The sequence below is a fragment of the Rathayibacter sp. VKM Ac-2805 genome (assembly GCF_009834265.1).
Lineage (GTDB): Bacteria > Actinomycetota > Actinomycetes > Actinomycetales > Microbacteriaceae > Rathayibacter.
Genome location: NZ_CP047185.1, coordinates 1,397,644 through 1,420,962, shown reverse-complemented (window position 1 = coordinate 1,420,962; position 23,319 = coordinate 1,397,644). Strand labels below are relative to the sequence as shown.

Below are 23,319 nucleotides of genomic sequence, written 5' to 3'. Positions count from 1 at the left end.
AGCAGGTCCCGCGCACCGGTCGGCTCGCGGGTGTCACTCCTCGTCGAGGAGGTCCGACATGCGGTCGACCCTCCCCGCCCACAGCTGCTCGTAGGCGTCGAGCAGGCGCGACGCACGCCGCACTGCGGCGACCTCGCCCTGCACCAGCTGCTCCCGCCCGCTCCTCCGCTTGCGGACGAGTGCCGCCCGCTCGAGGACGGCCACGTGCTTCTGCACCGCCGCGAACGACATCTCGTAGCGCGCCGCGAGTGCGGAGACGGACTGCTCGCCGACCAGCACCCGGGCGACGATGTCGCGACGGGTGCTGTCGGCCAGCGCCCGGAAGAGCAGGTCGATGTCGGCGTCCATTCGTACAACCATGTGGTTGCACATTAGGGCCGTCCCCTCCCCCGCGCAAGAGCATCCGTCTCCGGGGCGAGCGCACCGACCGGCGCCCGACCTCAGGCGCTCGCGGCATCCAGGGCCTCGGCAGCGGCCTCGAGCACCCAGTCCGGCAGGGGGCGGGCCGCGAACAGCGAGGCGTAGAGCCGGGCCATCGAGTCGTCGGGGTCGAGCCGCAGCGCCTCGTCGAGGTGGAGCCCCGCGAGGCTCGAGACTCCCCTCGCCCACCAGCACCACGCGAGAACGGTGAGCACGGAGGAGCGCGCCTCCTCCGGCGCCAGCGCGGCGGCGCGGGCGAGGAGCCCGGTCGCCCGCGCCAGACGGCCGCGCTCCGGAGCACGCCCGCTGCCGAGCAGCAGGGCCGACAGCTCGAGGTCGTGGTCGTCGTCCGTTCCGGCGCGGGCGTCGACCACCGCGCCGGGCGGCACTCGCACTCCTGCCTGCGGGCTCCGCGCGATCTGCACGGTCACCCGGTCGCGGAGGGGCGGCGACTGCAGGGTCCGCACGATCAGTCCTTCGCGGCGGACGTCCCGCGGACCGCTGAGCCAGCGCTCGACGAGCCGTTCCGTGTCGCCGACCAGGGGCGGCCGGCGGAGCACCTCCGCGACGAGCGCGCGATCCTCCTCGGCGACCGGCGGCAGCACCGAGAGCGCGTCGATGTCCAGAGGCTCGTCGGCCACCGCTCGGGCGAGGACGCCGGTCTCGCTCCGCTCGATCTCGAGGAGCGGACGCGGCCGGCGGCACTCCTCGGCGTCCGTGTAGCGCCCCCATCCGTCGGCGGCGATGCAGGCCACGGCGATGATGTCCAGGCGCGTGCGCTCCAGTCTGCGGAGCACCGCACGGCCGAGGTCGAGATGCGGGATGCCCCGCTCCTCGGCGTAGCCCGCGCGGGTGCAGACCACCACCAGCACACCGGTGGCTCGCGGCATCGTCTCCATCATGGCCGCGCAGCCGCCCGCCAGCGCCTCCGCGTCGATCCCGCGCAGCGTCTCCGGGAGCGGGATCCGGAAGCCACCACCGGCGCGCGTGCCGAGGAACGGCACCACCACGACGGACTCCTCCGGCCGGATGCCGATGATGGAGGGGACGGCCGCCAGGAGGTCCTGGATGGCGCTCGCCCGCAGGACTTCGGGATCGCGACGGCGGGAGGGAGGAGCAGGGGTTCGCTGTGTGGATGTCATGTCGGACACCCTGCTCGCGTGGCCGGGGGCGGAGGATCCCGCAGCCCCGGACCGGGGAGAACCGGAGCGGATCGGCGCCTGTGGAGGAGCGCCCGGGGCCGGCGGCTCAGCCGGCCGCGGGAGCCCGCAGCACCTTCGCCATCGGCCGTCCCTTCGCGATCTCGTCGATCAGCTTGTCGAGGTACCGGATGCGCTGCATCAGCGGATCCTCGATCGTCTCGACCCGCACGCCGCAGATCATCCCCGTGATCGCCGAGGCCTGCGGAGGCAGGCGCGCCGCCGCGAAGAACTCCTCGAAGGTCGTCCTGCTCTCGAGGTGCCTGGCCAGCTCCTCGTCCGAGAAGCCGGTGAGCCAGCGGACCGCCTCGTCGACCTCCTCCCTCGTCCGGCCCTTGCGCTCCGCCTTCGCCACGTAGAGGGGGTGCACGTCGGCGAACGCCACGGAGAAGATCCTGCTCAGGCCGGGAAGCGTACTCGCGCGACGCCCGGCGCGGCAGAGGCGCCCGCCCCGCTATCCTCCCCAGTGGCCCTCGCGCCTCCACCCCGCAGCCCACAGAGAGAACCACCGTGAGCCTCCTCCGCACCAAGTCCGTCGAGCAGTCGATCGCCGACACCGATGAGCCCGAGTACAAGCTCAAGAAGTCGCTGACCGCGCTCGATCTCACGGTCTTCGGCGTCGGAGTCGTCATCGGCGCCGGCATCTTCACCCTCACCGGCCGCGCCGCCCACGACATCGCCGGACCGGCGATCGTCCTGAGCTTCGTCGTCGCCGCCTTCGCCTGCGCCCTCGCGGCCATGTGCTACGCCGAGTTCGCCTCCACGGTCCCGGTGTCGGGCTCCGCCTACACCTTCTCCTACGCCTCCCTCGGCGAGCTCTTCGCCTGGATCATCGGCTGGGACCTGATCCTCGAGCTGTTCCTCGGAGCGAGCGTGGTCGCGCAGGGGTGGAGCGCGTACCTCGGGTCGCTGCTGCAGCAGCTGGGAGTGACCCTCCCACCGGCGCTCACCTACGGCGGCGTGGTGGACGTGCCGGCGATCCTGCTCGTCCTCGTGCTCGGCGCGCTGATGACCTTCGGGATCAAGGAATCGCTGCGCGTCAACCTGGTGCTCGTCGCGATCAAGCTGTTCATCGTCCTGTTCGTCATCATCGCGGGCCTGCAGTTCGTGAACACCGCCAACTACACCCCGTTCGTCCCCGCCGCCGAGCCCTCGCAGTCCGCGTCCGGTCTGACCCAGCCGCTGCTCCAGTTCCTCTCGGGCATCGAGCCGGCCACGTTCGGGGTCGGCGGCATCATCGCCGGCGCCTCCCTGGTGTTCTTCGCCTACATCGGGTTCGACGTCGTCGCGACGACCGCGGAGGAGACCCGCCGCCCCCAGCGCGACCTGCCCATCGGCATCATCGCCTCGCTGATCATCTGCACGGTCCTCTACTGCGCCGTCGCCCTCGTCGTGACCGGCATGGTCCCCTACCGCGAGCTCGACCCGTCCGCCGCGCTCGCCAACGCGTTCGCGTACCACGGACAGACCTGGATGGCGACGGTCATCTCGGCCGGCGCCGTCGCTGGTCTGACCACCGTCGTGCTGACGCTGCTGATCGGAGCGACGCGCATCATCTTCGCGATGGCGCGCGACGGACTCCTCCCCCGGCGCCTGGCCACCGTCCACCCGCGCCTGCGCACGCCGTGGTTCACCTCTGTGGTCGTGACGATCGTCGTCGCCCTGCTCGCCGGGCTCACCCCGATCGGCGTGCTCGAGGAGATGGTCAACATCGGCACGCTCTCGGCGTTCGTGCTGGTCTCGGTCGGAGTCGTCGTGCTGCGCCGCAAGCGGCCCGACCTGAAGCGCGGGTTCCGGGTCCCGCTGAACCCGTGGCTCCCGCTGCTCTCGGCCCTGATCTGCACCTACCTGATGCTCAACCTCTCGATCGAGACCTGGCTGCGCTTCCTGATCTGGCTGGCCGTGGGCTTCGCGATCTACTTCGCCTACTCGCGCAGCCACGCGAAGATCGGGAAGTAGCCCTACAGGGCCAGGCCCACTTTCGGCCTGGCCCACGAGCGTCCGCGAGTGTCCTTGAGGATGTCGTACTCCACCTCGACGTGCGGCTCGATGGCGCTGTACTTGTCGTTCGGGGCGCCGATCACGAGCTGGAAGCCGAGACCTCGCCACGCGCCGATCGCCCGCTTGGTGAAGTGGGCGTCCGCCTTGATCAGCGCCTCGTCCATGAACACCGGGGCGTACCGGGGGCGGTCGGCTCCCGCGTCGCCGAGCTGGTAGCGCAGCGCGGCTCCGACGATGAAGGCGATCAGCTCCTGCGACTCCCCGCCGGACTTCTCGCCGATGTGGTCGTACAGCGCCACGTGCGCGCGGGTGACGGCGTCCACGCGCTCGGCGCTGACCCGGACGTGGTTGCGGACGTCGACGAGGTCCCCGAAATCGGGCGCGGTGCGCCGCAGCCGCTGGATGAGCCGGGACATCCGCCGGTAGACCTGTTCGCGCTCCTCCTCCGTGGACACGGCCTGGATCTGCGCGCGCACCTCGCGGAGCTCGCGTCGGAAGCGGCGGCGCACCTCCGACTGGTTCTCGCGGGTGGTGATCTGCAGGCGGTGGCCGTCGTCGTAGAACGGCAGATCCTGCATGATCACATTGATCGGCTCGATCCGCTCGCGGATCTCGCGCAGCGAACGGCCGAGCGTGGAGTCGAAGCTCGTGAGGTCGTTGCCGGAGAGAGTGAGCAGGCTGTCGCGCCACTCGGTCTCGAGGCGGTGCAGGCCGCTGGTCTCGAGGGCGTCGAGCAGCCGCTCGAAGTCGCCCGCGGACGCCTCGGGGTCCACGAGCAGGTTCGGGTTCGGCCAGCGGTCGAGGAAGCCGGCCATGATCCGGCCGGCGCTCTCCCGCTGCTGCTCGTGCGCCTCGGCCGCGGAGCGGCGGTCCTCCGCCAGTCGCTGCGCCGCCGTGGCCAGCGCGGCGTCGAAGCGGACCAGGACGTCCGAGGCGCTGCCGGACGCCGCGGTCTCGGTCAAGGTGAACCGGGCGTCGAGGAAGGCGCGCTGGTCGTCGTCGAGCTCGCGTCCGGCGCGCTCCGCCGCATCGAGAACCGCCTGACTCGCGTCGACGTCGTCGACCACGACGGCCCACTCGGCCTCGATCCGCTCGCGCTCCACGCCGGCGCGGGCGATCTCCTGGCGGAGGCGCTCGAGGCGGCCGCGCAACCCGTCGATCTGCTCCTGCAGCCCGGCGAGCTCGGGGTTCGCCTCCGCCGCCTCCGCGCCGACCGCCTCCCAGCGCTCCTGCTCGGCGAGCAGCGACTCGACGTCGACCGTCTCCCACCTCACCAGCGCCAGGCGGGCGTGGCGCGTCATCCGGTCGTCGAGCGCATCGAGGGCCTCCTCCGCCGCCGACGCCGCCGAGACGGCCGCCGCGCTGCGAGCCCGGGCCGCCTCGACCACAGCGTTCAGCTCGCGGAGCCGACGGGAGTTGGAGAAGCCGAGGACGTTCGCGGCGCCGTGGCCGCCGTGCGCACCGCGCTGGCCCTGCGAGAGCTGACCGGTGAGGGTCAGGGCGAACCGGTGGCGTCCGAGCTCCGCGGCGCTGTCGACGCACACGTAGCCGAAGCGGTCCTCGAGCCGGTCCTGCAGCCAGCCGGTGAAGGCGGTGGCGCGGTAGTCGAGGCGCCCGGGCAGCGTCTGCGGGTCGAGGCCCCGCACCTCCTCGAGCCCGGTCTCCACGCCCTCGTAGCGGAGCCGGACCGGGAGCCGGAGGGAGTCGATGGCGCGGCGGAAGCGGTCCAGGTGAGCGGAGTCGATCATCAGCGTCGTCGCGAAGCCGCCGAGGGCGAGCGTGAAGGCCTCGCGCCAGGGCTCGAACTCGGCGCGGACCTCGACCAGCTCGCCGACGAAGGGCAGGTCGTCGACGGTGAGGCCGGCTGCCTCCGCGATCCGCTCGCGCGCCTCGTGCAGAGGCCGGGGGATGCTGTCCCGACGGTCCGAGGCCGAGCGCTCCTCCGCCTCGAGCTCGGCGAGCTCGCGCGCCGCGGCCTTCCGCTCGGCGACCGCGTCCGACCAGGCCGCGCGGGTGCTGCGCTTGGCGTCGGCCGCGCCCGCCGCCCGGGCGAGCACCGCCTCGAAGCGCTCGCGGGTGGTCTCCGATTCGCCGAGAGCGCGCAGGTCCTCCTCGAGCCGGGCCCGGTTCTCGCGCGCCGCTCCGAGCCGCCGCTCCACCTCGCGGAGCTCGCGCTGAGCCGTCTCGAGGCGGTCGCCGCCGGAGGCCCGCAGCACCTCGGCGAGCCCGTCCCGCTCCGACTCCGCCGCCTCGGCGAGCGCCCGCTTCTCGCGGAGCACGGCGTCGACGGCGCGGGTGCGCTCGCGCAGCTCCGCCTCGACGTCGCGCAGAAGGCCGAGGCGCTGCTCCGCCCGCCACAGGGCCGCGGGCGACACCGGGGCGTCGAACTCCCCGAGCGCGTCGATCAGGCGCATGCGCTCGGCCGAGGCGGCGATGCGCAGGCGCAGGCCCCGGAGCGGCTCGAGTGCCGCGACCTGCTGACGCGCGGTGAGCATCCGCTGCCGGGTGCTCTCGAGCTCGTCGAAGTGGGCCACGACCGCGTCGGCGGAGGCCAGGGTCTCGGGCTCCTCGAGCACGAGCCGCTTGTAGAGGTCGTCGACCGTGGTGATCTGCTGACCGGCCTGGATGCGGGCGAGCAGGCTCATCGCCTTCGATCCGGCTCCCGCCGCACCGATGCCGAGCACCGCGTGCAGGCGCGCCGAGAACTCGCGATCGGTGCCGAGCGGGTCCAGGCCGGCAGCGCGCAGCGACGCGTCGGAGAAGCGGTGCGCCGCCGCGCGGTCGAGTGCGGCGAGGTCGACCGGGCCCTCGGCGCTCGCGCGGATCCGCACGGTCTCCTCGAGCACCCGGGAGCCGGCCGGGACGTACCAGGCGCGGACCGCGCTGAAGCGCGAGCCGTCGTGGTCGACCCAGGTCATCGCGACGGCGGTCCAGGTGTCGACTCCGTCGCCGCGCAGGACGCGCATGGTCGTGCCCTCGTCCGTGCGCGACTCGTCGAGCTTGCCGCGCGCGTAGGAGAGGATGTTGCGCTGGTCCTCGCCGCGCGGACGGCCCGTCACTCCGCCGTTCGAGGCGCCGTTGAACGGCGTGGTGTGCGGCATCATCAGGGCGATGTAGGCGTCCATCAGCGTGGACTTGCCGGAGCCGGAGCCGCCGCAGAGCAGTGTGGCCCCCGGCGAGAAGCGGACCCGGTGCGCGCCGTCGTAGCCGCCCCAGTTGACCAGCTGCAGGTCCTCGGCGAGCCACTGCTGACCGCGGGAGGCGGCGGGGATCAGGCCGAAGAGGGTGTCGAGCATCGTCATCGGGGGTCGTCCTCCGGGTCGGGGGTGTCGTTGTCGATCGGCTCGTCGTCCGCGGTGACGGAATCAGGTGCGTCGGCGTCCTCAGGGAGATCGGCGCCCGAGGACAGGTCCGCGTCCTCGCCGACGCCGTCGTCCTCGAGCGCGTCGTCGTCCGCCTGCTCCGGATCGTCCGAGCCGGGCTCCTCAACGAGCGCCGCTCCGGCGACCACCGAGGACGCGTCCTCGCCTGCCCGCCCGCGCAGCCAGTCGCTCAGCTCCCGCAGCTTCGGCGCGCTCAGCACGATCTCCACGATCGGGCTGATCCGGTACCGCCCCGCGGACTCCTCGTCGACGATGCCGTCGCGGCCGAGCCGCTCCAGCGCCTTGCGGACCATGCGCTGCCGGCGGGCGGTGTCGCGCTCGGCGTCGGCGAAGTAGCTGAGCACCGTCTGCTCGACCTCCTCGACGTCCACCCGCGCCGACGGCTCGCCGGCCGCCGACTCCCGCTGATGCACCGTGCGCAGGTGCACCAGCACCAGCGTCTCGGCGCGGGTGTAGGGGAGGTCGCGCAGCAGCACCGGCATCTCGACCTCGTCGGAGCGCACCTGCTGCTTGTAGGCGACCCCGCGCTCGTGGTCGACGATGAGCCGCACGAACAGGTCGTTCAGCCGCGACTCGATCAGCTGCCGGTGCTCCTGGAGCACGGCCCACTGCTCGCGGTGGCGGTCGGCGAGGAGGAAGCGGCGCTGCAGCACGTGCACGAGCACCCGGCGCACCTCGGTGTCGAGGACGCCGCGGTCGCCGGGGAAGAGCTCGTCGGGGTCCTCCTCCATCGACACGGGCGCGATGAACGGATCGGCGGCGGGCCCGTCGGTCGCCAGGGTGTCACTCATCGTCGGTCTCCTCCTCGGTGCGGGCGGTCACGGATCCGAAGGCGAAGCGGCGCACGGTCCCATCGGGTCGGCGCGTGCTCACGACGGAGTAGCCCTCGCGGTCGACGAGGCCCGTCCGGTGCGCGATCTCGAGCAGCCCGAGCAGGTCGACGGGCCGTCGAGTGTCCTCCGGAGCCGCGCTGAACGCGTCCGCCAGATCGAACTCGTCGCCGAGCTCCGCCACGTAGGCCTCCAGCTCCGCGTAGCGGGGACCGCCCCAGGCCCGGCTGTCGTCGCCGACGAACTCGGCGTCGCCGTCGTCTCCGGCCAGGGGCGCCGGCCCGCCGGCCGGACGCACGTCTCCCAGGGTCTGGCGCAGGTGGCCGATCCCGGCGACGGGCAGGTGCCGCAGCGGCGCGACCGGCGCGTCCGGCGAGATCCCGCCCGTCCACTCCTGGAGCCCCGCCATCACGTCGCGCAGCAGCTCGTCCACCTGGCGGTCGCGAGCGGGGTCATGGGTGCGGACCTGGCCCGTGATGACGTGGGAGGCGCGACGCTGCGCCGTCAGGACCTCCTGCACGCCCAGCTCCACCCGGCGGCCGATCGCGGCCAGCTCCGCGCGCTGGGCCGGGTCCATCAGGCGGGAGAACGGCTGCACGAGCACGGTGTGCAGCTGATCGGCGAGCGCATCGATCCGCTCGGGGTCGCCCAGGAGGCGGAGGGCACCGGCGAACGCGCGGCCCTCGCTGGTGGCCTGCATCACGTGCTGCCCGCGCTCGAGGTACTCCCGCAGCACCTCGCCGGTCGGGCGGACGTCGCGGCGCAGATCCGCGACCACGTCGCGCTGCATCGCCTTGATCGACTCCGCCACCCGCGCGAAGTCGGCCGGCAGCTCGCGGGCGAGGTGCACCACGTTCTCGGCCTCCTCGAGCAGCTGCTCGTCGTCCGCCGGCTCGAGGTCGGCGCCCTCCTCGAGGGCCGCGATCTCGGCGTCCAGGCGCGCTCGCTCCTCGCGGAGCCGCGAGAGCCGGGCCTCCGGGTCGGGCTCGACGTCCGCGGCCAGCCGCTCGACAGCCTCCAGCAGGGTGCGCACCCGCGAGTTCGAGACGCGCGTGCGTCCGCCGCCGGTGCGCCCGGTGATCTCGAGGGCGCTCACGGCGTGGGCGCTCAGCCGGTAGACCTCGGCCTCGCCCTCGATCTGCGGCACGAGCCAGCCGACGCGGACCCAGTAGCGGCACACCTCGCGCGCCGTGCCGCTCGGCAGTGCGCGCTCGCCCTCGTCGTACCCAGCCGCGCGCAGCTCCTCGAGCAGCTCCCCCACCTCGGCGTGCGCGTCAGCGACGGCCACCACCTGCCGGTCGACGGTGAACACGAGCGACAGGGCGGCGAGGACGAACGGGGCGTACCGGCCGTGGAGGAGATCCAGGGTCGGCGTCCGGAAGGCGCCGAGGGAGCGCAGGTAGGCGGCCTCGGCGCGGGAGTTCGACATCGCCCTCAAGGATAGGCGGCGGGCCGCCATCGCGCGGACGGGGCGCCAGGGGCCCTCCCGCTCGCGGACCCGACCTCCTCGGCCCGGCTCGATCCTCCGAGCGGCAGGCGGCAGCCGCTCCTCGCCGTTCCGCCGGGGTCGCGATCTCGTCGACGCGAGGATCGCCCGACGCCGTCACCGGCCGACAGCCGCCACCCCGCCCGCCGAGCTCTGCGGCACCGGTCCGCACCTCCACAGGGAGAACCCGGTGACCGCGGAGGCGTGCTCCCCCGACTCCGTCCCCGCCGGCCCCCACTCCTGCAGCTCGGTGCATTCGTCCGCCACTGCGGCCTTCCGCACCGACTCGGTCGGCGGAGCGGAGTTCTTCAGCACCAGCAGAGGCGTGCGTCCTGCCGCGATCATCCGGGTGACGTCCTGCTCGGTGAAGACCCGCGCCTGGCCGGAGTAGCCGCCGTCGGTGAGCACGCTCGCGCCGGTCGTCGCGATGATCGGCGCCGAGATCGCCCAGGAGTCGGTGAGGAACAGGGGCGCGCCGTCCACCCCGCCGCCGGCGGCACGAGCGGCGGCGACCAGGCCGGTCTCGTCGGCGGTCATCGAGTCGTGCCCGCCGACCGCGTCCGGCGACGAGACCGCGAACGGAGCCGAGGTCTCGGCCCGCTGCGGGAAGCGCAGGCCGACGAGCGCGTCGCCGCCCGACCCGTCGAGGGACGCGTCGAGCACCTGCAGGCTGAACGCGACCGGCCCGGCCAGGATCACGACCGCTGCCGCGAGCGCGACGGGACGACGGCGGGCCGCTTCCCTCCGGCTCCCGACCGCTCGCTCCACCGCACCGCCCCTCCGTCGCCGCGCCACCACCGCGACCACGACGAGCCCTGCTCCGGCGAGCGCCGCGAACGGCAGGCCCAGCACCGCGGGCAGCTGCCCGCCCACGGCGAGCACCGCGCTCCACGCCGTCTGCGCGACGAGGAGGAGCGGCAGCACCAGCCGCGCGACGACCCGGGTCGACGCGAGCAGCCGCACCACTTCCGCCCAGCCCAGCGCCGCGAGGAGCGCCAGCTGCACTCCGATCGCCGCGACGTAGGCGGTGTGCGGCACCGTCGCCACCGAGAGCACCGCCGCCGACGTCGCCAGCCACACCGCGGTCAGGACCAGGAGGGCGAACGGACCGCGGGTGCTCCCCCGCCGCGGCCACCAGCGCACCGCCCCCAGGATCAGCCCCGCGAGCGCCGCGGGGTACAGCCAGCCCACCTGGGTCGCGTACTGCGCGAGCAGAAGCTTCACCGGCGACGATCCCGCCGCTCCGCCCATCGCCGCGACGTGGGCGGACGCGACGACGGCGCCGGGCACCGCGCCCGAGATCAGCCGATCGAGCCCGTTGAATCCGAACACCATCGCGAACACGTCATTCCCCGTCGACCCGTCGATGTACGGCCGGTCGCCCGCGGGCACCGCCTGGATCGCGACCGTCCACGCCACGGAGGCGCCCACCGCGACGGCCAGGAGCCCGCCCGCCCAGGCGAGGGCTCGGCGCCACCCGCGCACCCCGACGAGAGTCGCCACCACGAGCGCCGGCAGGACGAACCAGGCCTGCATCATCTTCGCCTGGAAGCCGATCCCGATGGACAGCCCGGTCATCAGGAGCGGCCACCACCGCCCGGTCAGCACCGCGCGCTGCCACCACACCAGCGCCACGGCGAGTGCCGCCGTGAGCAGCCCGTCCTCCATCGGGTGCCCGAACATCGACACGAAGATCGGCGTGCTCGCCGCCGCTGCCGCCGCGACCAGCCCGAGCCCGCGGCCGCCCCACCGGAGCCCGACGACCGAGCACGCCGCGACCGTGATCAGCCCTTCGATCAGCTGCGGCAGCGCGATCGACGACGTCGACATGCCGAACAGCCGGATGCTCAGCGCCTGCGGCACCGCGAACCCCGCCAGCTTGTCCAGCGTCACCGAGGCGGCGGGATCGAAGGCTCCGAACGCCAGCGCGTGCCACGACTCCGACATCGACCGCGCCGCCGCCTCGTAGAAGACGGCGTCTCCGCCCCGGGCGAGATTCCATCCGGTGAGGACCGTCGATCCGCACAGGATCGCCAGGAGGGTGAGTCGCGCCCACCAGGGTTCGCGCCACCAGCGGGCGAGCGGAGCGGAGTCGGTCACGTCCACCGACGCTAGGGAGTCGTCCTGCCGCCGCCCTTGCGGGCGGTCGGGGAGACGCCGTGCATGCCGCTCCGGCTTCTCAGTCCGGACGCCGCCGACACGGCCCACGACCAGGAAAGGTGCCGCCACGGTGCTCATCGCCCCCGGAAACGACGGAAGCCCTGACGACGACCGGTGATCTCATCAGGGCATTCCGTCGGGCTGACAGGATGTGGACCTGCGACCCCTTGACCCTTGGGCAGACGGTTCAGCCCGATTCCTTGATTATCCGGGTCGCTCTGTCATCAGAGGACCCGTTCTCACGTTATGTGTTGCATGGTGTGCATGCGTCAGGACCCGGCCAGGTCCCGGCGCTTGGTCGACGTCGCCGCCGCACGCGGCGTTTCAGGCGGAGTTCTCGTCGATCAGGTGTGGTTTCCGCGCCGACTTCCCTTGCGCACCGGCCGGCGGACGCCTGAGACCGCCAGCCCCGCGGACGCTCATCGCCGCCCCTCACCTGCTAGGGAACGGGACGAATGACAGGACTACATCCGCGAGGGCACGATCCCGCTCGACTTCTTCTGGGAACTCCGATCAGGACCGATGCTCTCCCTTCGGCTGGGTCGGCGCGCCACGCCTGATATGCCTGCTCGAGGATGTCCTCGTGGCCTTCTGGGGTGAGGCGGTCACCTTCGCACCAGCCTGCTGAGCGTGGGGGGTGATGGTGTCGGGAGCGAGGGTTCCAGCAGGAGAGGCTTCGTCGACGACGAGGAGTCGGCCTGGTGTGAGGTTCCAGGTGCCGTTGCGGTGTTCGTGGAGCTTCTCCGCCGTGTTCTCCGTCGAGATCCCTCTATCGCCGGCCACGACATCGGCTGCTGCCGCGGATGGGGCGAGACCGATCACGGAGCCCGTGCCGTGGTGTTTCTCTCACGCTCCCCGCAACGCGGACATCGTGGTCGTCTTCCCCGTCCCTGCCGGGCCGACGAGGACATCGACGTGCGTGCAGCGACGCCGATCTTCGCGATCGCCCGCTCCTGATCCGGTGACAGCATGTGCCCGTCTCGGTTCTTCTTCCGCGCCGCCTGCTCGACCCAGGTCAGCGGCACCATCGGTCCACTCCTGTCGTTCGACACGATGAGGAGTCTGTCTTCGGCGGCGAGCAGCTGTTCGGAGGACTGAGCAATGGAGGCTTTCGGGCGGAACAGGCTGGATCCGTCCGCGCGGCGGAAGCTCGACGAACTCGATGCCAGCTCCGGCGGAGTCAGCCGCCGCGAGACACTTTCTGCGGCGTCGATGATCTGCCGGGTGATGTGATCGCGGTCAGCGTCCGCCGATCTGCCGCAGGCCACACTCCCCCCATGATGTTCCCGCTGGTCCGCGAACTGGCGCTGACCGAATCCCGGTCGCGGTGACGTGTCGGGTGCCGGGGTCTCGCAAGCAAGCGTTCCTCCAGTCGTGGGCGAACCCAGTCTCTCAACGCGACGGAGACAACGATCGCCTCACGAATGCCGCCGTCGATCATCACCGCGACGATTCCTCGTGTATCAGTGCATTTGCTAGAAGGTCGAAGCTGAGGCCCTCTCGAACAGACATACCCTCTACTGCTCCGAATACGCCATATCGCCTGGGTGAAAAGGGTAGCTTCGTACCCGTGAAGAACCAAGGCGGTCGTCCCCGCGCGACTGACATCACGGCAGCCCTTCGAGAATCTGCCGAGCGCATAGTCACCGAGAAGGGATACACGGCCCTCACCGTGGAGGCTATCGCGAGCCGAGCGGGAACCACACGGCCGGCCTTCTACCGAAGATACTCTTCCCTGCCGCACCTGGTCGTAGAGATGATGGCCGAAAAGTACGGCACCGGGGCCCGTGTAGACACTGGGGCACTTGAAAGCGACCTGCACCTCCTGCAACGGGCCGATTACGAGATGTTCTCTTCGCCGTTCATGAAGCACGCCCTTCTGGGGATCCTGGAAGCCGCGCGGGCCTATCCCGATGTTCGGAAGCACCTGAGTGAAGAATTCGTGAAGCCTCGCCGCGAGAATGTCGCGCGCGTACTGAACGCCGCAGTCGACCGCGGGGAGATCGCAGCCGTGGGGTGGAAGCCCGAAACAGTTGCAGACCTTCTCGTCGGTCCGCTCATGAGCCGGTCACTCATTCCGAGCTCTTCCGACCTCACTGAAGAACTGGTGGAAGAAACCGTGCAAGCAGCGTGCCGCTACCTCGGCATCAAGTAAGGCGATCCTCGAACGAGCCGCCGAAACGTACGGCAAGCCAGCCGCGGAACTCCTGATCGTCACGGTTCGGAGATGAGAAGGTCGCCAATCCGCTGTCGACACGTATCGCGGAACGCGGTGACCACGCGAATGCCCCCTTGTGGCCTGAACCTCGCACCTGTGCGCCGCAACCGCGCCGCCGCATCGTGTCGGAGACACCCGCGCCGCGTCCTCCGCATCGATTCCGCCTCTGGCACACGAGGAGCAAGGAGCGCGAACGACTGCACGCAGGAGTGCGGCCACTGCGCAACGGCCGTTGCCCCCGGGAGTGAGACTCCGGCGAGCGCATCGAAGCCGAGCACCCGAGCTCTGACCTCCCCACGTCCTGCATCACCTTGACGTGAACGCGGATCTTCCCGCGCGACATGACACGCGCCCGCGCACCAGCCCCCGCCATGCAGCGATGCACCAATCAGCCCTTCGATCGGCCACACCACTGACCACGAGCCTTTCCGACGCTCTTGAGCGAACCTCTTGCGACTCGACGAGCTGCGACTTACGCTGGGGTTCCGTGACGCCATGTCACGGAACTCTAGCGTAAGGAGAACTCGTGTCCGCAGGTGTGGACACCGTCGGCGTCGCACTCCGACTGATCCTCGTGGCCGCCACGCTGGGGTACGCGTTTCAGGTCTTCGTCCAGGTGGCTCGCCCTCAGGCGGCTGGCATAGCCAGCGCCGTTGCTGCATGCTGTCAAGTTTCTGCACCACCTCTGCTCGCGATTGCGCTCTACGTGGCGGTGTTACGAAACGAGTCCCGCCTCAACGGTTTTCGGAGTGCACAGTTCCTCGCAATCGTGGGACGATACACCCTGACCATCTATCTCGGGTCAAGCATCCTCTGCACGCTCGTCGCGTATGGTTTCGGGGCATACGGACAGCTTTCGATGAGTGCCGCCATGGGAATCGCTGGCGTCCTTTTCGCGATATTGAGTGGCCTCTGTGCTGTCCTGCACCATTGCGGCGTACGTGGGCCCCTAGAAGCACTCGTACGAGCCGTCGCCGGACTTCTCGGCGGCCGCGCGAGGCCCCACACGGAAAGCAAAGGAGGTTGATCATGAACGGAATCAAGGAATTTCGCCGGGTCATGGCGTTCGCAGGTCACGTTGCTCAGCGCCACGGGGTTGCTGTCTCACCGGAGCACGTAGCCTTCGCGCTCGCAGCAACAGAACCAGCAAGAACTCCGGCCAGTAGTGCAGTCATCGAGTACGGAGCGCGGCGAGGATGGCAGGTGCAGCCTGAGCCGCCCTCCTTGCGGCAGCGTCTTCTGCCCGCCCGCCGCCCGGACGTCGAACCACGGCTCCAGCGCGAGATCGAGCGCGCAGCAGCCGGCGGTTCCCCCGACGTGCGGACTGTGCTCCGGAGCTTCGCTGACAGTGGCGAACTCGCCCCCGTTGGCGAGATGGTCGAATCAGCCGGCCAGACACTCCATGAATGGCTGGGTCATGGTGATGGCTGAGACGAACAACAGTGCCCCCGTGATGGAGGTTCGCGGGCTGGGCAAGGACGTCGATCGTCTGCAGATCTTGAACAGCATGACCTTCGAGATCGGCGAAGGAGAAGTCGTCGGCCTCATCGGGCCGAACGGGGCTGGAAAGACGACGCTCATGCGCACTCTCGCCGGCCTCTACTCGCCGACGAGAGGCACCGCATCCGTCCTTGGGCACCCCATCGGTTCCCCTGGGGCGCGCCGAGCCCTCAGCCTCATGCCCGAAGATCCGGATCTCTACCCCGGCCTCAGCGTCGTTGAACACGTCCGACTCATCGAACGCCTCAACGGTACGCGCAGTAGTGCCGAGGTCGCGTTGGATCTGCTCGAACGCTACGGACTGCGGGATAAGCACGATGCGCTGCCGCACGAGCTTTCCCAGGGCATGCGTCGCAAGCTTGCCCTTGTGCTCGCCCTCCGCAAGGGATCTCGTGTACTTCTCCTCGATGAGCCGTTCAACGGACTGGACCCGGTCTCGGCGAGGGAGCTGAGGGAGGAGATTCGGCACTTGTCCGAAGACGGCCATGGCATCCTGATCTCCATGCACGGGCTGGGGGACCTCGCGCGGATCGCGGATCGAGTTCTGATTCTCTATGGCGGAGAAATCGCCCATGTCGCCGAGCTCAGCGATGCCTCCGCCTCACGGGACTCGCTAGAAGACTCATACCTCGCTATCGTTGGAGCTATCCGCGATGAACCCGCATAGCCCGAGAGTCGAAGTCCTCTCGTCAGCCGCGGCGCTCACGCTCTCGCAAGTGCTCATGCGCCTACGAGAGCTCCGTATTCTTCTCTTCAACCCCCTGGCACTCGTCGCTGCGGTCGTCGCAGCCGGCGGATACATCTGGGTCCTTGTGACGCAGGGCGATCACCTCGCCGACGACCCATCCACAGCCCAGCCCTACGTCGCAGGATTCGTCTTCGGGTTGTGCTTGATCATCGTCTCCTTGACAGCTCAACGAGGGTCGCCCCTCCGGCTTCAGCCGGGCGACGTCTCCTGGGCATTGCAGAGCCGGCACGGGCCTCGGGTCGTGCTTCTCGTACACGGCGTCGGCGCCTCGCTGAGCGCCTTCATCGGCGCGACGGTATCAGCAGCAGTCGCCTTGGCGCTCCGAGGCGAACCGCCAGCACTCGGCCCCATCTCCGGGTTCGCGGTACTCAGTGTTCTCCTTGCGCTACGTGCTGCCTCATTGGGATCTCACCTGCTGGGTCAGTCCCGGTTCAAGGGGGCACGGCTGGCGGGCGTCTCGACACTCGTTGCAGCATCGCTGGTCTGGGTCGGTTCCTTCGTGGCACGCTTCGTCGGAGTCGGCGAAGACGTATGGCTTGTCGACGTCGTGACCGAAACAGGGGCGTCACCATTCCGGGCAGTCATTGAGCCGGAACACAGCGGCCTCGGCGTCAGCGGCGCCGTTCTCGTGCTTGCCGCCGCGGTGCTGACGATCTGCTTCGGACGAGCGAACGCCTTCGTAGAGCCTGCAGTTCACGAGAGCATCCTGGCGAACCAGTTGCAGAAGGTTCTCTCTGGCGGACAGACATCCTCCCTCCAGGGACGCGGTTACAAAGCCGGGCTCAGCTCCTGGACCCGCTGGCCTGATGACCCCCTGCACACTCTCCTCTGCAGCCACCTCGCCCAGGCACGCCGCCGCCGGACACAGTACATCGGAACGATCCTCATGATGAACGTCATCGTCCTTGTGCCGATTCTGCTTCGCGACTTCGTTCCCGCAGGCACCGGGCTTCTCATCGCGCTCCTCGTCCTCACGATATCGAGTCCTTCTCAACTCGCCGCAACAGAACTCGATCACCAACACCTTCTTCTGGCGGACGTGTCTCTCATCAGAGCTGGACTCGTCGGAGTCTGCCTCAACGCTCTGCTCGACCTCTTGGTGTGCGCACCCGCTCTGGTCATCGGCGTATCCATCGTCTTGGGCAGTCCTCTTTGGGGGTTGGCTTTCCTCCTTCCCCTGGTTCTCTACCTGCTCAGTTCTTCCTTCGGCGGCGTGGGAGCGCGTGCGCTCTCAGACGCGACGCTGGGGCGCGCATTCGTGTCTCTCCTTCTCGGGGCGATCCCTCTGCTGACGGCGGTCTCCGCGGTGGCGGCGTACGGTGACGACCATCTGGCGCTCCGGCTCTGGCTCACCACGACCGGAACGTTGCTGGTCAGTACCCTGCTTTACGCTGGTATGGCCATAGCGGTTTTCGTCACTGCAAGGCCTCAGGGCACCCATGAAGATCTGCACACGCATGATCCGGAACTGGTCCACCGCTAGCCGAAGACGTCCGAGCAGTCCACCCCCAGAGGTCCGCTCGTTCGATGCCGAGGCGGTCGCCGCGAGGACGTCGGCGGGGGCGTCCGCGAGAGTGAACTCCTCCGCGGCCGGGCCGAGTGCGGTGAGGCTGAGTACACCGACCGCCACGCCTCGGAAGCCTGCTGATCTGGTGCACCCCGGCATCAAGGTCGTCTCTGAGTCCGTGGATGAAGGCGACCGCCCGAGCGGCTCCCGTGCGACCCGCTTCCTCCCAGCTGCCGAGACCCCGCTCCTCGCCAGCACCTTGACAGGGGAGACGCTCCCAGTCGTCGACGTGGCCCTACTGCTCAAGGCAGGGTTCACCGGTCACCGCGCGTGCACGCGCTCAAGATCTCGGCGCTGGCGGACCGGTCTGGGGAGGTGCATCAGAGCTACTCCGACTTCGTGATGCTCGGCGCGCTCCTCGCCGCCCGCGGCTCCGAGATCTCAGGGCTTCACGTCGGCGACATCACTGCGATCAACGGTTCGTCACGATCCTCCGCCAGACCTCTGCTGGCGCAGGCGGCCTCGTCACCAAGCAGACCCAGGGGCGAGACATCCGGGACGTTCCGATCCTGCAAGCGCTCACCCCTGCGCTTGAGCGCCTCACCGCGGGCCGTGAGCCAGAGGACCGATCACTGACCGGACTCCGCGGTGGCGTGCTCACCACCGCCTCCGTGCGGGACGCGACGACAGCGGATCAGCTCGTCGCCGATCGTGACCGGACGAGCCTCACCCTTCACGGCCTCCGGCACACCGGAGCAGCCTGGCTCGCCGACGCCGGCATCGCCCTCCACGTCCTCCAGGACATCCTCGGCCGCACATCGATCGAGACCACCCACGGCTGTCTCCACCCCGATACCAGGCACCTCACCGACACTGCCGCTTGCGCCGACGCGTACCTCGTCGCACACGAAAACGTCAGAGCCCCGAACCGTCCGCCCGAACGACGCCACCGCGGCCTCGATGAAGGCTGGCGATCGCGGCTACGGCGGGCTCCAGGTCCCGGCCAGGTATCGGCTCGTCGCACCGGCCTCGATGGGGAGCATGTCGGCTGACACCGACATCCGCGGTCGGATGCTTCCGTATAGCCCCCGAAAAGGTCAACGGAGACGACGAAGCCCAGGTGGAGAACTTGCTCTCACCTGGGCTTTCCGTCGGGCTGACAGGATTTGAACCTGCGACCCCTTGACCCCCAGTCAAGTGCGCTACCAAGCTGCGCCACAGCCCGTGGCAGACCGGGCCGAGGCCCGGGCAACTCGACTACCTTAGCGGATGCCGACGCCGGAAGTGAAAACGAGCGGGGCCCGTAGAATCGACCGCGGAACGCGCCGGCACCCGTCGACGCACCGTCGGCAGCTCGGGAGGCGTCAGCAGTGGATGCGCGGCAGAAGCGATCACAGGTAGCCCTGCACCGGGCCATCATCGAACTCGCGACCGGCCGCGACGTCGCCACCCTCACCGTCTCCGAGATCACGGATCTCGCCGGCGTGAACCGCTCCACCTTCTACGCCCACGCCTCCTCCGCCGCAGAACTGCTCTGCGCCGCCCTGCAGGACGAGCTCGACGCGATCCGCGAGGGCTACCTCCAGCAGCTCCGGAGCGGCGCCGCGACCGATGCGAGCATCCGCGAGGGCACCTCCCGCGTCCTCGGCCACCTTGACGGCCACCGCGACCTCTACCTCCGCGCCTTCGACGCTCCCGGCGGCGACTCGGGCCTCCGCGCGATGCTCGCGGGGCACTTCCGCACCGCCGTCTCCGCGACGCTCGACACCGGGATCCTCGACGTCCCGCCCGCGGACGCACCGCTCGGGTTCCTCGAGGACGCGACGGCCTCGTTCCTCGCGGCGGGCTCCGTCGGCCTGATGGAGCAGTGGCTCCGCCTGCCCGCGCCCCGCGATCCCGGCAGCTACCTCGCCGCCTACCGACGGCTCCTGCCGACGTGGTGGCCCTTCGCCACCGGCGACTGACCGGCCTCCCGGCCCTGCCGACGCCCGCTCGGAGAGACGACCGCCCGGTTCGAGGGAGGCTGCTGGGCCTTCGGCAGCGCCGCGCCGCCCGTCACTCCCACTCGCGACGAGGCCGACCTGCTCGATCGAGACGATCGGAGCGGCAACCGCCCCCTCGACTCGACGACCTATCCTCCCGGAGACGCGGACGGCCCGCGGGAGGAGCTCCCACGGGCCGGACACGGTGCGGCTGCGCTCAGCGCGCGCGCTTCTCGCGGATGCGCACGCGACTGCGCTCAGCGCGCGCGCTTCTCGCGGACGCGCATGTTGACGTTCACCGGCGACCCCTGGAAGCCGTAGATCTCGCGGAGGCGCCGCGCGATGTAGCGGCGGTAGCCCGGGTCGAGGAACCCGGTCGTGAAGAGAACGAATGTCGGCGGACGCGACGAGGCCTGCGTGCCGAAGAGCACGCGGGGCTGCTTCCCTCCGCGGAGGGGGTGCGGGTGCGCCGCGGTGAGCTCGGCGAGGAAGGCGTTGAACTTGCCCGTCGGGATGCGGGTGTCCCACGACTCGAGGGCGAGCTCGAGCGCCGGCACGAGCTTCTCGAGGTGGCGGCCGGTGCGGGCCGAGATGTTGACGCGGGGCGCCCACGCCACGTGGGCGAGGTCGGTCTCGATCTCGCGCTCGAGGTAGCGGCGGCGCTCGTCGTCGAGGAGGTCCCACTTGTTGAAGGCGAGCACGAGCGCCCGGCCCGACTCCAGCACCAGGTCGATGATCCGGACGTCCTGCTCCGAGATCGGCTGCGAGACGTCGAGGACGACGACGGCGACCTCGGCCTTCTCGAGCGCGGTCGAGGTGCGCAGCGACGCGTAGAAGTCGGCGCCCTGCTGGAGGTGCACGCGGCGGCGGATGCCCGCGGTGTCGACGAAGCGCCAGACCTTGCCGGCGATCTCGACCTGCTCGTCGACCGGGTCGCGCGTGGTGCCGGCGAGCTCGTTGACGACGACCCGCTCCTCCCCCGCGGCCTTGTTGAGCAGGCTGGACTTGCCGACGTTCGGGCGGCCGAGGATCGCGACGCGGCGCGGTCCGCCGACCTCGCGCTTGGCGACGGCCGACTCCAGAGGCAGCTTCTCGAGCACCGCGTCGAGCAGGTCGGCGACGCCGCGGCCGTGGACGGCCGAGACGGGGCGGGGCTCGCCCAGGCCGAGCGACCACAGCGAGGCGGCGTTCGGCTCCTGGCGGGCGTCGTCCACCTTGTTGGCGGCGAGGAAGACCGGCTTCTTCGTCTTGCGCAGCAGCTTCACGACGTGCTCGTCGGTCGCGGTCGCGCCGACGTTCGCGTCGACGACGAAGATGACGGCGTCGGCGAGGTCGATGGCGATCTCGGCCTGCATGGCGACGGAGGCGTCGATGCCGCGGGCGTCGGGCTCCCAGCCGCCGGTGTCGACGATGGTGAACGCCCGGTCGATCCACTCCGCCTTGTAGGACACGCGGTCGCGCGTGACGCCCGGGGTGTCCTCGACGACGGCCTCGCGGCGGCCGAGGATGCGGTTCACCAGCGCGGACTTGCCGACGTTGGGGCGGCCCACGATCGCCACGACCGGGAGGGCGGGGAGGTAGCGGACCTCGTCCGAGTCCTCCCCGGCGAACTCGAGGAGGTCGAGGTCCTCCTCGTCGAGGTCGTAGTCCTCGAGTCCGCTGCGGAGCGCCTGCGCGCGTGAGGAGGCGAGCTGCTCGTCGAGGTCGCCGAGGCGCTCGACGAGGTCGTCGTCTCCGAAGTTCAGCTCGTCGTCACCGACGTGCGTGTCCTGTGCCATGACCGGCCCTTGCTCTCGAAGTTCGGACCTCGGCGACGACCGCGTCGACGGTCTGCTCGAAGTCGAGATGAGTGGAGTCGAGAAGAGTGACTCCTTCTGCGGCGTTCATGAAGTCGACCACCTGCGAGTCGGCGCGGTCCCTCGACCGCAGCGCCTGACCCGTCGCCTCGGCGGATTCCGTGGTGACCTCGCGCGAACGCCTGGCCATTCTAGCCTCTTCGCTCGCCGTCAGCAGGATCCGGACCGGAGCGGTCGGTGCGACGACCGTCGTGATGTCGCGGCCCTCGACGATGATGCCCTCCCGGCGCGTCTCGCCGATGATCCTCCGGAACAGCAGCGTGATCCGCCGGCGGACCTCGGGGACCTTCGCCACGGCCGAGACGCGCGCGGTCACCCGGGGCTCCCGGATGGCGGCGGTCACCTCGGTCGGGCCGACCCACACCGAGTACGACTCGGGGTCGGTGCCGATGGAGTAGTCGAAGCCGTCGAGCGCGTCGACGATCGCATCCTGGTCCTCGAAGTCGAGGCCGCGGTCGAGTCCGTGCCAGGCGAGCGCGCGGTAGGCGGCCCCCGTGTCGAGGAACTCGAAGTCGAGACGGCGGGCGGCCGCGCGCGACACGCTGGACTTGCCGCTGCCGGCCGGACCGTCGATGGCGACCACGACGGCCTCGCCGAAGTCGCCCTGCTCGGCGGCCTCGGAGCGCGCCTCGCGCTCGGGAGCCGCGCCCCCGTCCTCCGGAATGCTCTGCTGTGCCCGGCGGGCGGGCGTCATCCTGTTCAGGCCGCCCTCCTGCCTGTTCTGCTCGGTGCTCATCCGGCGATCCTCCAGCCGCGTACGGTCAGTTCTTCGGTCAGCGGCGCGACCGCTTCGGGCACCACCGAGATCTCGGCGAGACCCACTCGGCGCCCCTGCGCGTGCTCGAGGCGCACGTCCTCGAGATTGACGCCCGCCTCGCCGATCTCCACCAGGAGCCGCGCGAGGGTTCCGGGAGAGTCGTCGACGAGGACGATCAGGGTCGAGAAGCGCTGGTCCTGGCCGTGCTTGCCGGGCAGGCGCGCCACTCCGGCGTTGCCCGCGGCCAGGTGCTCGGCGAGCACGCGGCGCGAGCCGGGCGCCTCGAGGTCGCGAAGCGCGTCGGCCACCGCGGCGACGTCGTCGCGGAAGGCGTCGAGCACCGCGACGACGTGCTCGCGGTTCGCGGCCAGGATCTGCATCCAGAGCTCGGGGGCCGAGGCCGCCAGGCGCGAGACGTCGCGGACGCCCTGCCCGGCGAGGCGGAGCGCCGCGTTCGGGGCGTCGAGGAGGCGCTGGCCGAGCAGTGACGAGATCACCTGCGGGGCGTGCGAGACGAGGCCGACCGACAGGTCGTGCTCCTCCGGGTCCATCTCGACGATGGTGCCGCCGAGGTCGAGAGCGAGGCCCTCCACCCTTGCGAGCGCGTCGGGCGCGGTCTCGCCGTCGCGGCAGATCACCCAGGGTCTGCCGACGAAGAGGTCTCCCCGCGCGGCGACCGGTCCGCCGCGCTCGCGGCCGGCCATCGGGTGCGAGCCGATGTAGCGGGCGAGGTCGACGCCGCGGGAGCGCAGCTCGCGCAGCGGCTGGGTCTTGACGCTCGCCACGTCGGTGACGACGGCTCCGGGGTGCGCCGCGAGCTCGCGCTCGACGACGCTCGCGGTGACGTCAGGGGGGACGCAGACGACGACGACGGAGGGCCGGTCGTCGGCGGAGGCGGCGCGGCCGGCCCCGTAGTCGATGGCGAGGGAGAGGCTCGCGGGCGATGCGTCGTCGAGGACGACGTCGATCCCGCGGGAGGCGAGGCCGAGGCCGATGGAGGCGCCGAGCAGTCCGGAGCCGACCACCCGCACCGTCCCGGTCGTCCGCATCGCGGGCGGCGCGGGGTGCAGGAGCTCGTTCACCCCGACAGCCTAGCGATCGGCGCGGCGCTGCTTGTCGGCGCCGGACCGGCGCGGAGGACCGTCGCTCCGCCCGCCGCCGGCGGAGGAGCCGCCGCGATCGTACGACCGTCCCGCCGAGCCGCCGCGGTCGGACGACCGTCCGGACGATCCGCCGCGATCCGAGGATCGCCCGGCCGAGCCGCGCTCCGCC

Annotated in this window: 19 protein-coding genes and 1 tRNA gene; 7 read left to right on the top strand and 13 right to left on the bottom strand. The window is 70.8% G+C overall.

The genetic code is table 11. From position 1 onward, the window contains the following. Nucleotides 1-33 precede the first annotated feature (33 nt). The 3 genes from GSU40_RS06595 to GSU40_RS06585 form a co-directional block, all read right to left on the bottom strand. Nucleotides 34-360: a helix-turn-helix domain-containing protein gene (locus tag GSU40_RS06595; RefSeq protein ID WP_160034174.1), complete on the bottom strand. Its 327-nt coding sequence runs from the start codon at nucleotides 358-360 to the stop codon at nucleotides 34-36. Between the two features lie 80 nt (nucleotides 361-440). Next, entirely contained in the window at nucleotides 441-1,562 is a 1,122-nt protein-coding gene (locus GSU40_RS06590) for a DUF4192 family protein (protein ID WP_160034172.1), read from the bottom strand. A 106-nt stretch (nucleotides 1,563-1,668) separates the two neighbouring features. Then, on the bottom strand, nucleotides 1,669-2,022 hold the full coding sequence (locus tag GSU40_RS06585) for a DUF2200 domain-containing protein (protein ID WP_104257296.1): 354 nt from the start codon (nucleotides 2,020-2,022) through the stop codon (nucleotides 1,669-1,671). Nucleotides 2,023-2,129: 107 nt separating this feature from the next. Here GSU40_RS06585 and GSU40_RS06580 point away from each other — a divergent pair, with 107 nt between their 5' ends. After that, a complete protein-coding gene (locus GSU40_RS06580) occupies nucleotides 2,130-3,578 on the top strand; it encodes an amino acid permease (protein ID WP_160034170.1) in 1,449 nt (482 codons plus the stop codon). Nucleotides 3,579-3,580: 2 nt separating this feature from the next. Here GSU40_RS06580 and GSU40_RS06575 read toward each other — a convergent pair whose 3' ends face one another. The 6 genes from GSU40_RS06575 to GSU40_RS17060 all read right to left on the bottom strand — a co-directional run bounded on the left by GSU40_RS06575 (nucleotide 3,581) and on the right by GSU40_RS17060 (nucleotide 12,747). Beyond that, complete coding sequence (locus tag GSU40_RS06575; RefSeq protein ID WP_160034168.1) at nucleotides 3,581-6,922, bottom strand: ATP-binding protein; 3,342 nt, start codon at nucleotides 6,920-6,922, stop codon at nucleotides 3,581-3,583. Beyond that, complete coding sequence (locus GSU40_RS06570; RefSeq protein ID WP_160034166.1) at nucleotides 6,919-7,794, bottom strand: DUF4194 domain-containing protein; 876 nt, start codon at nucleotides 7,792-7,794, stop codon at nucleotides 6,919-6,921. Before GSU40_RS06570 ends, GSU40_RS06575 begins: the two co-directional genes overlap by 4 nt. Next, the gene (locus GSU40_RS06565) at nucleotides 7,787-9,262 is read right to left on the bottom strand and encodes a DUF3375 domain-containing protein (protein ID WP_160034164.1); all 1,476 of its coding nucleotides are present in this window, start codon (nucleotides 9,260-9,262) and stop codon (nucleotides 7,787-7,789) included. The genes GSU40_RS06570 and GSU40_RS06565 overlap by 8 nt, the downstream gene beginning before the upstream one ends. Nucleotides 9,263-9,436: 174 nt before the next feature. Beyond that, a complete protein-coding gene (locus GSU40_RS06560) occupies nucleotides 9,437-11,419 on the bottom strand; it encodes a glycosyltransferase family 39 protein (protein ID WP_160034162.1) in 1,983 nt (660 codons plus the stop codon). Between the two features lie 573 nt (nucleotides 11,420-11,992). Further along, nucleotides 11,993-12,262, bottom strand: a complete 270-nt coding sequence (locus GSU40_RS17065; protein ID WP_244229653.1) for an AAA family ATPase — start codon at nucleotides 12,260-12,262, stop codon at nucleotides 11,993-11,995. A gap of 35 nt (nucleotides 12,263-12,297) precedes the next feature. Further along, a complete protein-coding gene (locus GSU40_RS17060) occupies nucleotides 12,298-12,747 on the bottom strand; it encodes a hypothetical protein (protein ID WP_244229619.1) in 450 nt (149 codons plus the stop codon). Between the two features lie 302 nt (nucleotides 12,748-13,049). Between GSU40_RS17060 and GSU40_RS06550 the strand changes: the two genes are divergently transcribed. The 5 genes from GSU40_RS06550 (at nucleotide 13,050) to GSU40_RS06525 (ending at nucleotide 18,504) form a co-directional block, all read left to right on the top strand. After that, nucleotides 13,050-13,634, top strand: coding sequence for a TetR/AcrR family transcriptional regulator (locus GSU40_RS06550; RefSeq protein WP_160034160.1), 585 nt, complete (start codon nucleotides 13,050-13,052; stop codon nucleotides 13,632-13,634). A gap of 1,092 nt (nucleotides 13,635-14,726) precedes the next feature. Continuing rightward, on the top strand, nucleotides 14,727-15,128 hold the full coding sequence (locus GSU40_RS06540; protein ID WP_160034156.1) for a hypothetical protein: 402 nt from the start codon (nucleotides 14,727-14,729) through the stop codon (nucleotides 15,126-15,128). A 22-nt stretch (nucleotides 15,129-15,150) separates the two neighbouring features. Then, nucleotides 15,151-15,864, top strand: coding sequence for an ABC transporter ATP-binding protein (locus tag GSU40_RS06535; RefSeq protein ID WP_244229652.1), 714 nt, complete (start codon nucleotides 15,151-15,153; stop codon nucleotides 15,862-15,864). Continuing rightward, entirely contained in the window at nucleotides 15,851-17,428 is a 1,578-nt protein-coding gene (locus tag GSU40_RS06530) for a hypothetical protein (protein ID WP_160034152.1), read from the top strand. Before GSU40_RS06535 ends, GSU40_RS06530 begins: the two co-directional genes overlap by 14 nt. Nucleotides 17,429-17,940: 512 nt before the next feature. Continuing rightward, nucleotides 17,941-18,504: a tyrosine-type recombinase/integrase gene (locus GSU40_RS06525; RefSeq protein ID WP_244229651.1), complete on the top strand. Its 564-nt coding sequence runs from the start codon at nucleotides 17,941-17,943 to the stop codon at nucleotides 18,502-18,504. 99 nt (nucleotides 18,505-18,603) lie between these two features. On the opposite strand, the gene GSU40_RS06520 is transcribed toward GSU40_RS06525, so the two are convergent. Next, nucleotides 18,604-18,677, bottom strand: a tRNA-Pro gene (locus tag GSU40_RS06520). 145 nt (nucleotides 18,678-18,822) lie between these two features. Between GSU40_RS06520 and GSU40_RS06515 the strand changes: the two genes are divergently transcribed. Next, entirely contained in the window at nucleotides 18,823-19,416 is a 594-nt protein-coding gene (locus GSU40_RS06515; RefSeq protein ID WP_160034150.1) for a TetR/AcrR family transcriptional regulator, read from the top strand. Between the two features lie 275 nt (nucleotides 19,417-19,691). Here the strand turns inward: GSU40_RS06515 and der are convergent, their stop codons facing one another. From der to GSU40_RS06500, 3 genes are read right to left on the bottom strand one after another with little or no spacing between them, the layout of a single operon-like run. After that, nucleotides 19,692-21,212: a ribosome biogenesis GTPase Der gene (gene der, locus GSU40_RS06510; protein ID WP_104222506.1), complete on the bottom strand. Its 1,521-nt coding sequence runs from the start codon at nucleotides 21,210-21,212 to the stop codon at nucleotides 19,692-19,694. Further along, complete coding sequence (gene cmk, locus GSU40_RS06505) at nucleotides 21,187-22,026, bottom strand: (d)CMP kinase (RefSeq protein WP_244229618.1); 840 nt, start codon at nucleotides 22,024-22,026, stop codon at nucleotides 21,187-21,189. Before cmk ends, der begins: the two co-directional genes overlap by 26 nt. Continuing rightward, a complete protein-coding gene (locus GSU40_RS06500; RefSeq protein WP_159941122.1) occupies nucleotides 22,023-23,096 on the bottom strand; it encodes a prephenate dehydrogenase in 1,074 nt (357 codons plus the stop codon). The genes cmk and GSU40_RS06500 overlap by 4 nt, the downstream gene beginning before the upstream one ends. Nucleotides 23,097-23,319 lie beyond the last annotated feature (223 nt).

Bases quoted from the DNA above. Each gene is read 5' to 3' on its own strand.
- GSU40_RS06575 (WP_160034168.1), bottom strand. From the start codon at position 6,922: ATGACGATGCTCGACACCCTCTTCGGCCTGATCCCCGCCGCCTCCCGC.
- GSU40_RS06590 (WP_160034172.1), bottom strand. From the start codon at position 1,562: ATGACATCCACACAGCGAACCCCTGCTCCTCCCTCCCGCCGTCGCGAT.
- der (WP_104222506.1), bottom strand. From the start codon at position 21,212: ATGGCACAGGACACGCACGTCGGTGACGACGAGCTGAACTTCGGAGAC.
- GSU40_RS06565 (WP_160034164.1), bottom strand. From the start codon at position 9,262: ATGTCGAACTCCCGCGCCGAGGCCGCCTACCTGCGCTCCCTCGGCGCC.
- GSU40_RS06595 (WP_160034174.1), bottom strand. From the start codon at position 360: ATGGTTGTACGAATGGACGCCGACATCGACCTGCTCTTCCGGGCGCTG.
- GSU40_RS06530 (WP_160034152.1), top strand. From the start codon at position 15,851: ATGAACCCGCATAGCCCGAGAGTCGAAGTCCTCTCGTCAGCCGCGGCG.
- cmk (WP_244229618.1), bottom strand. From the start codon at position 22,026: ATGAGCACCGAGCAGAACAGGCAGGAGGGCGGCCTGAACAGGATGACG.
- GSU40_RS06535 (WP_244229652.1), top strand. From the start codon at position 15,151: ATGGAGGTTCGCGGGCTGGGCAAGGACGTCGATCGTCTGCAGATCTTG.
- GSU40_RS06570 (WP_160034166.1), bottom strand. From the start codon at position 7,794: ATGAGTGACACCCTGGCGACCGACGGGCCCGCCGCCGATCCGTTCATC.
- GSU40_RS06540 (WP_160034156.1), top strand. From the start codon at position 14,727: ATGAACGGAATCAAGGAATTTCGCCGGGTCATGGCGTTCGCAGGTCAC.
- GSU40_RS06500 (WP_159941122.1), bottom strand. From the start codon at position 23,096: ATGCGGACGACCGGGACGGTGCGGGTGGTCGGCTCCGGACTGCTCGGC.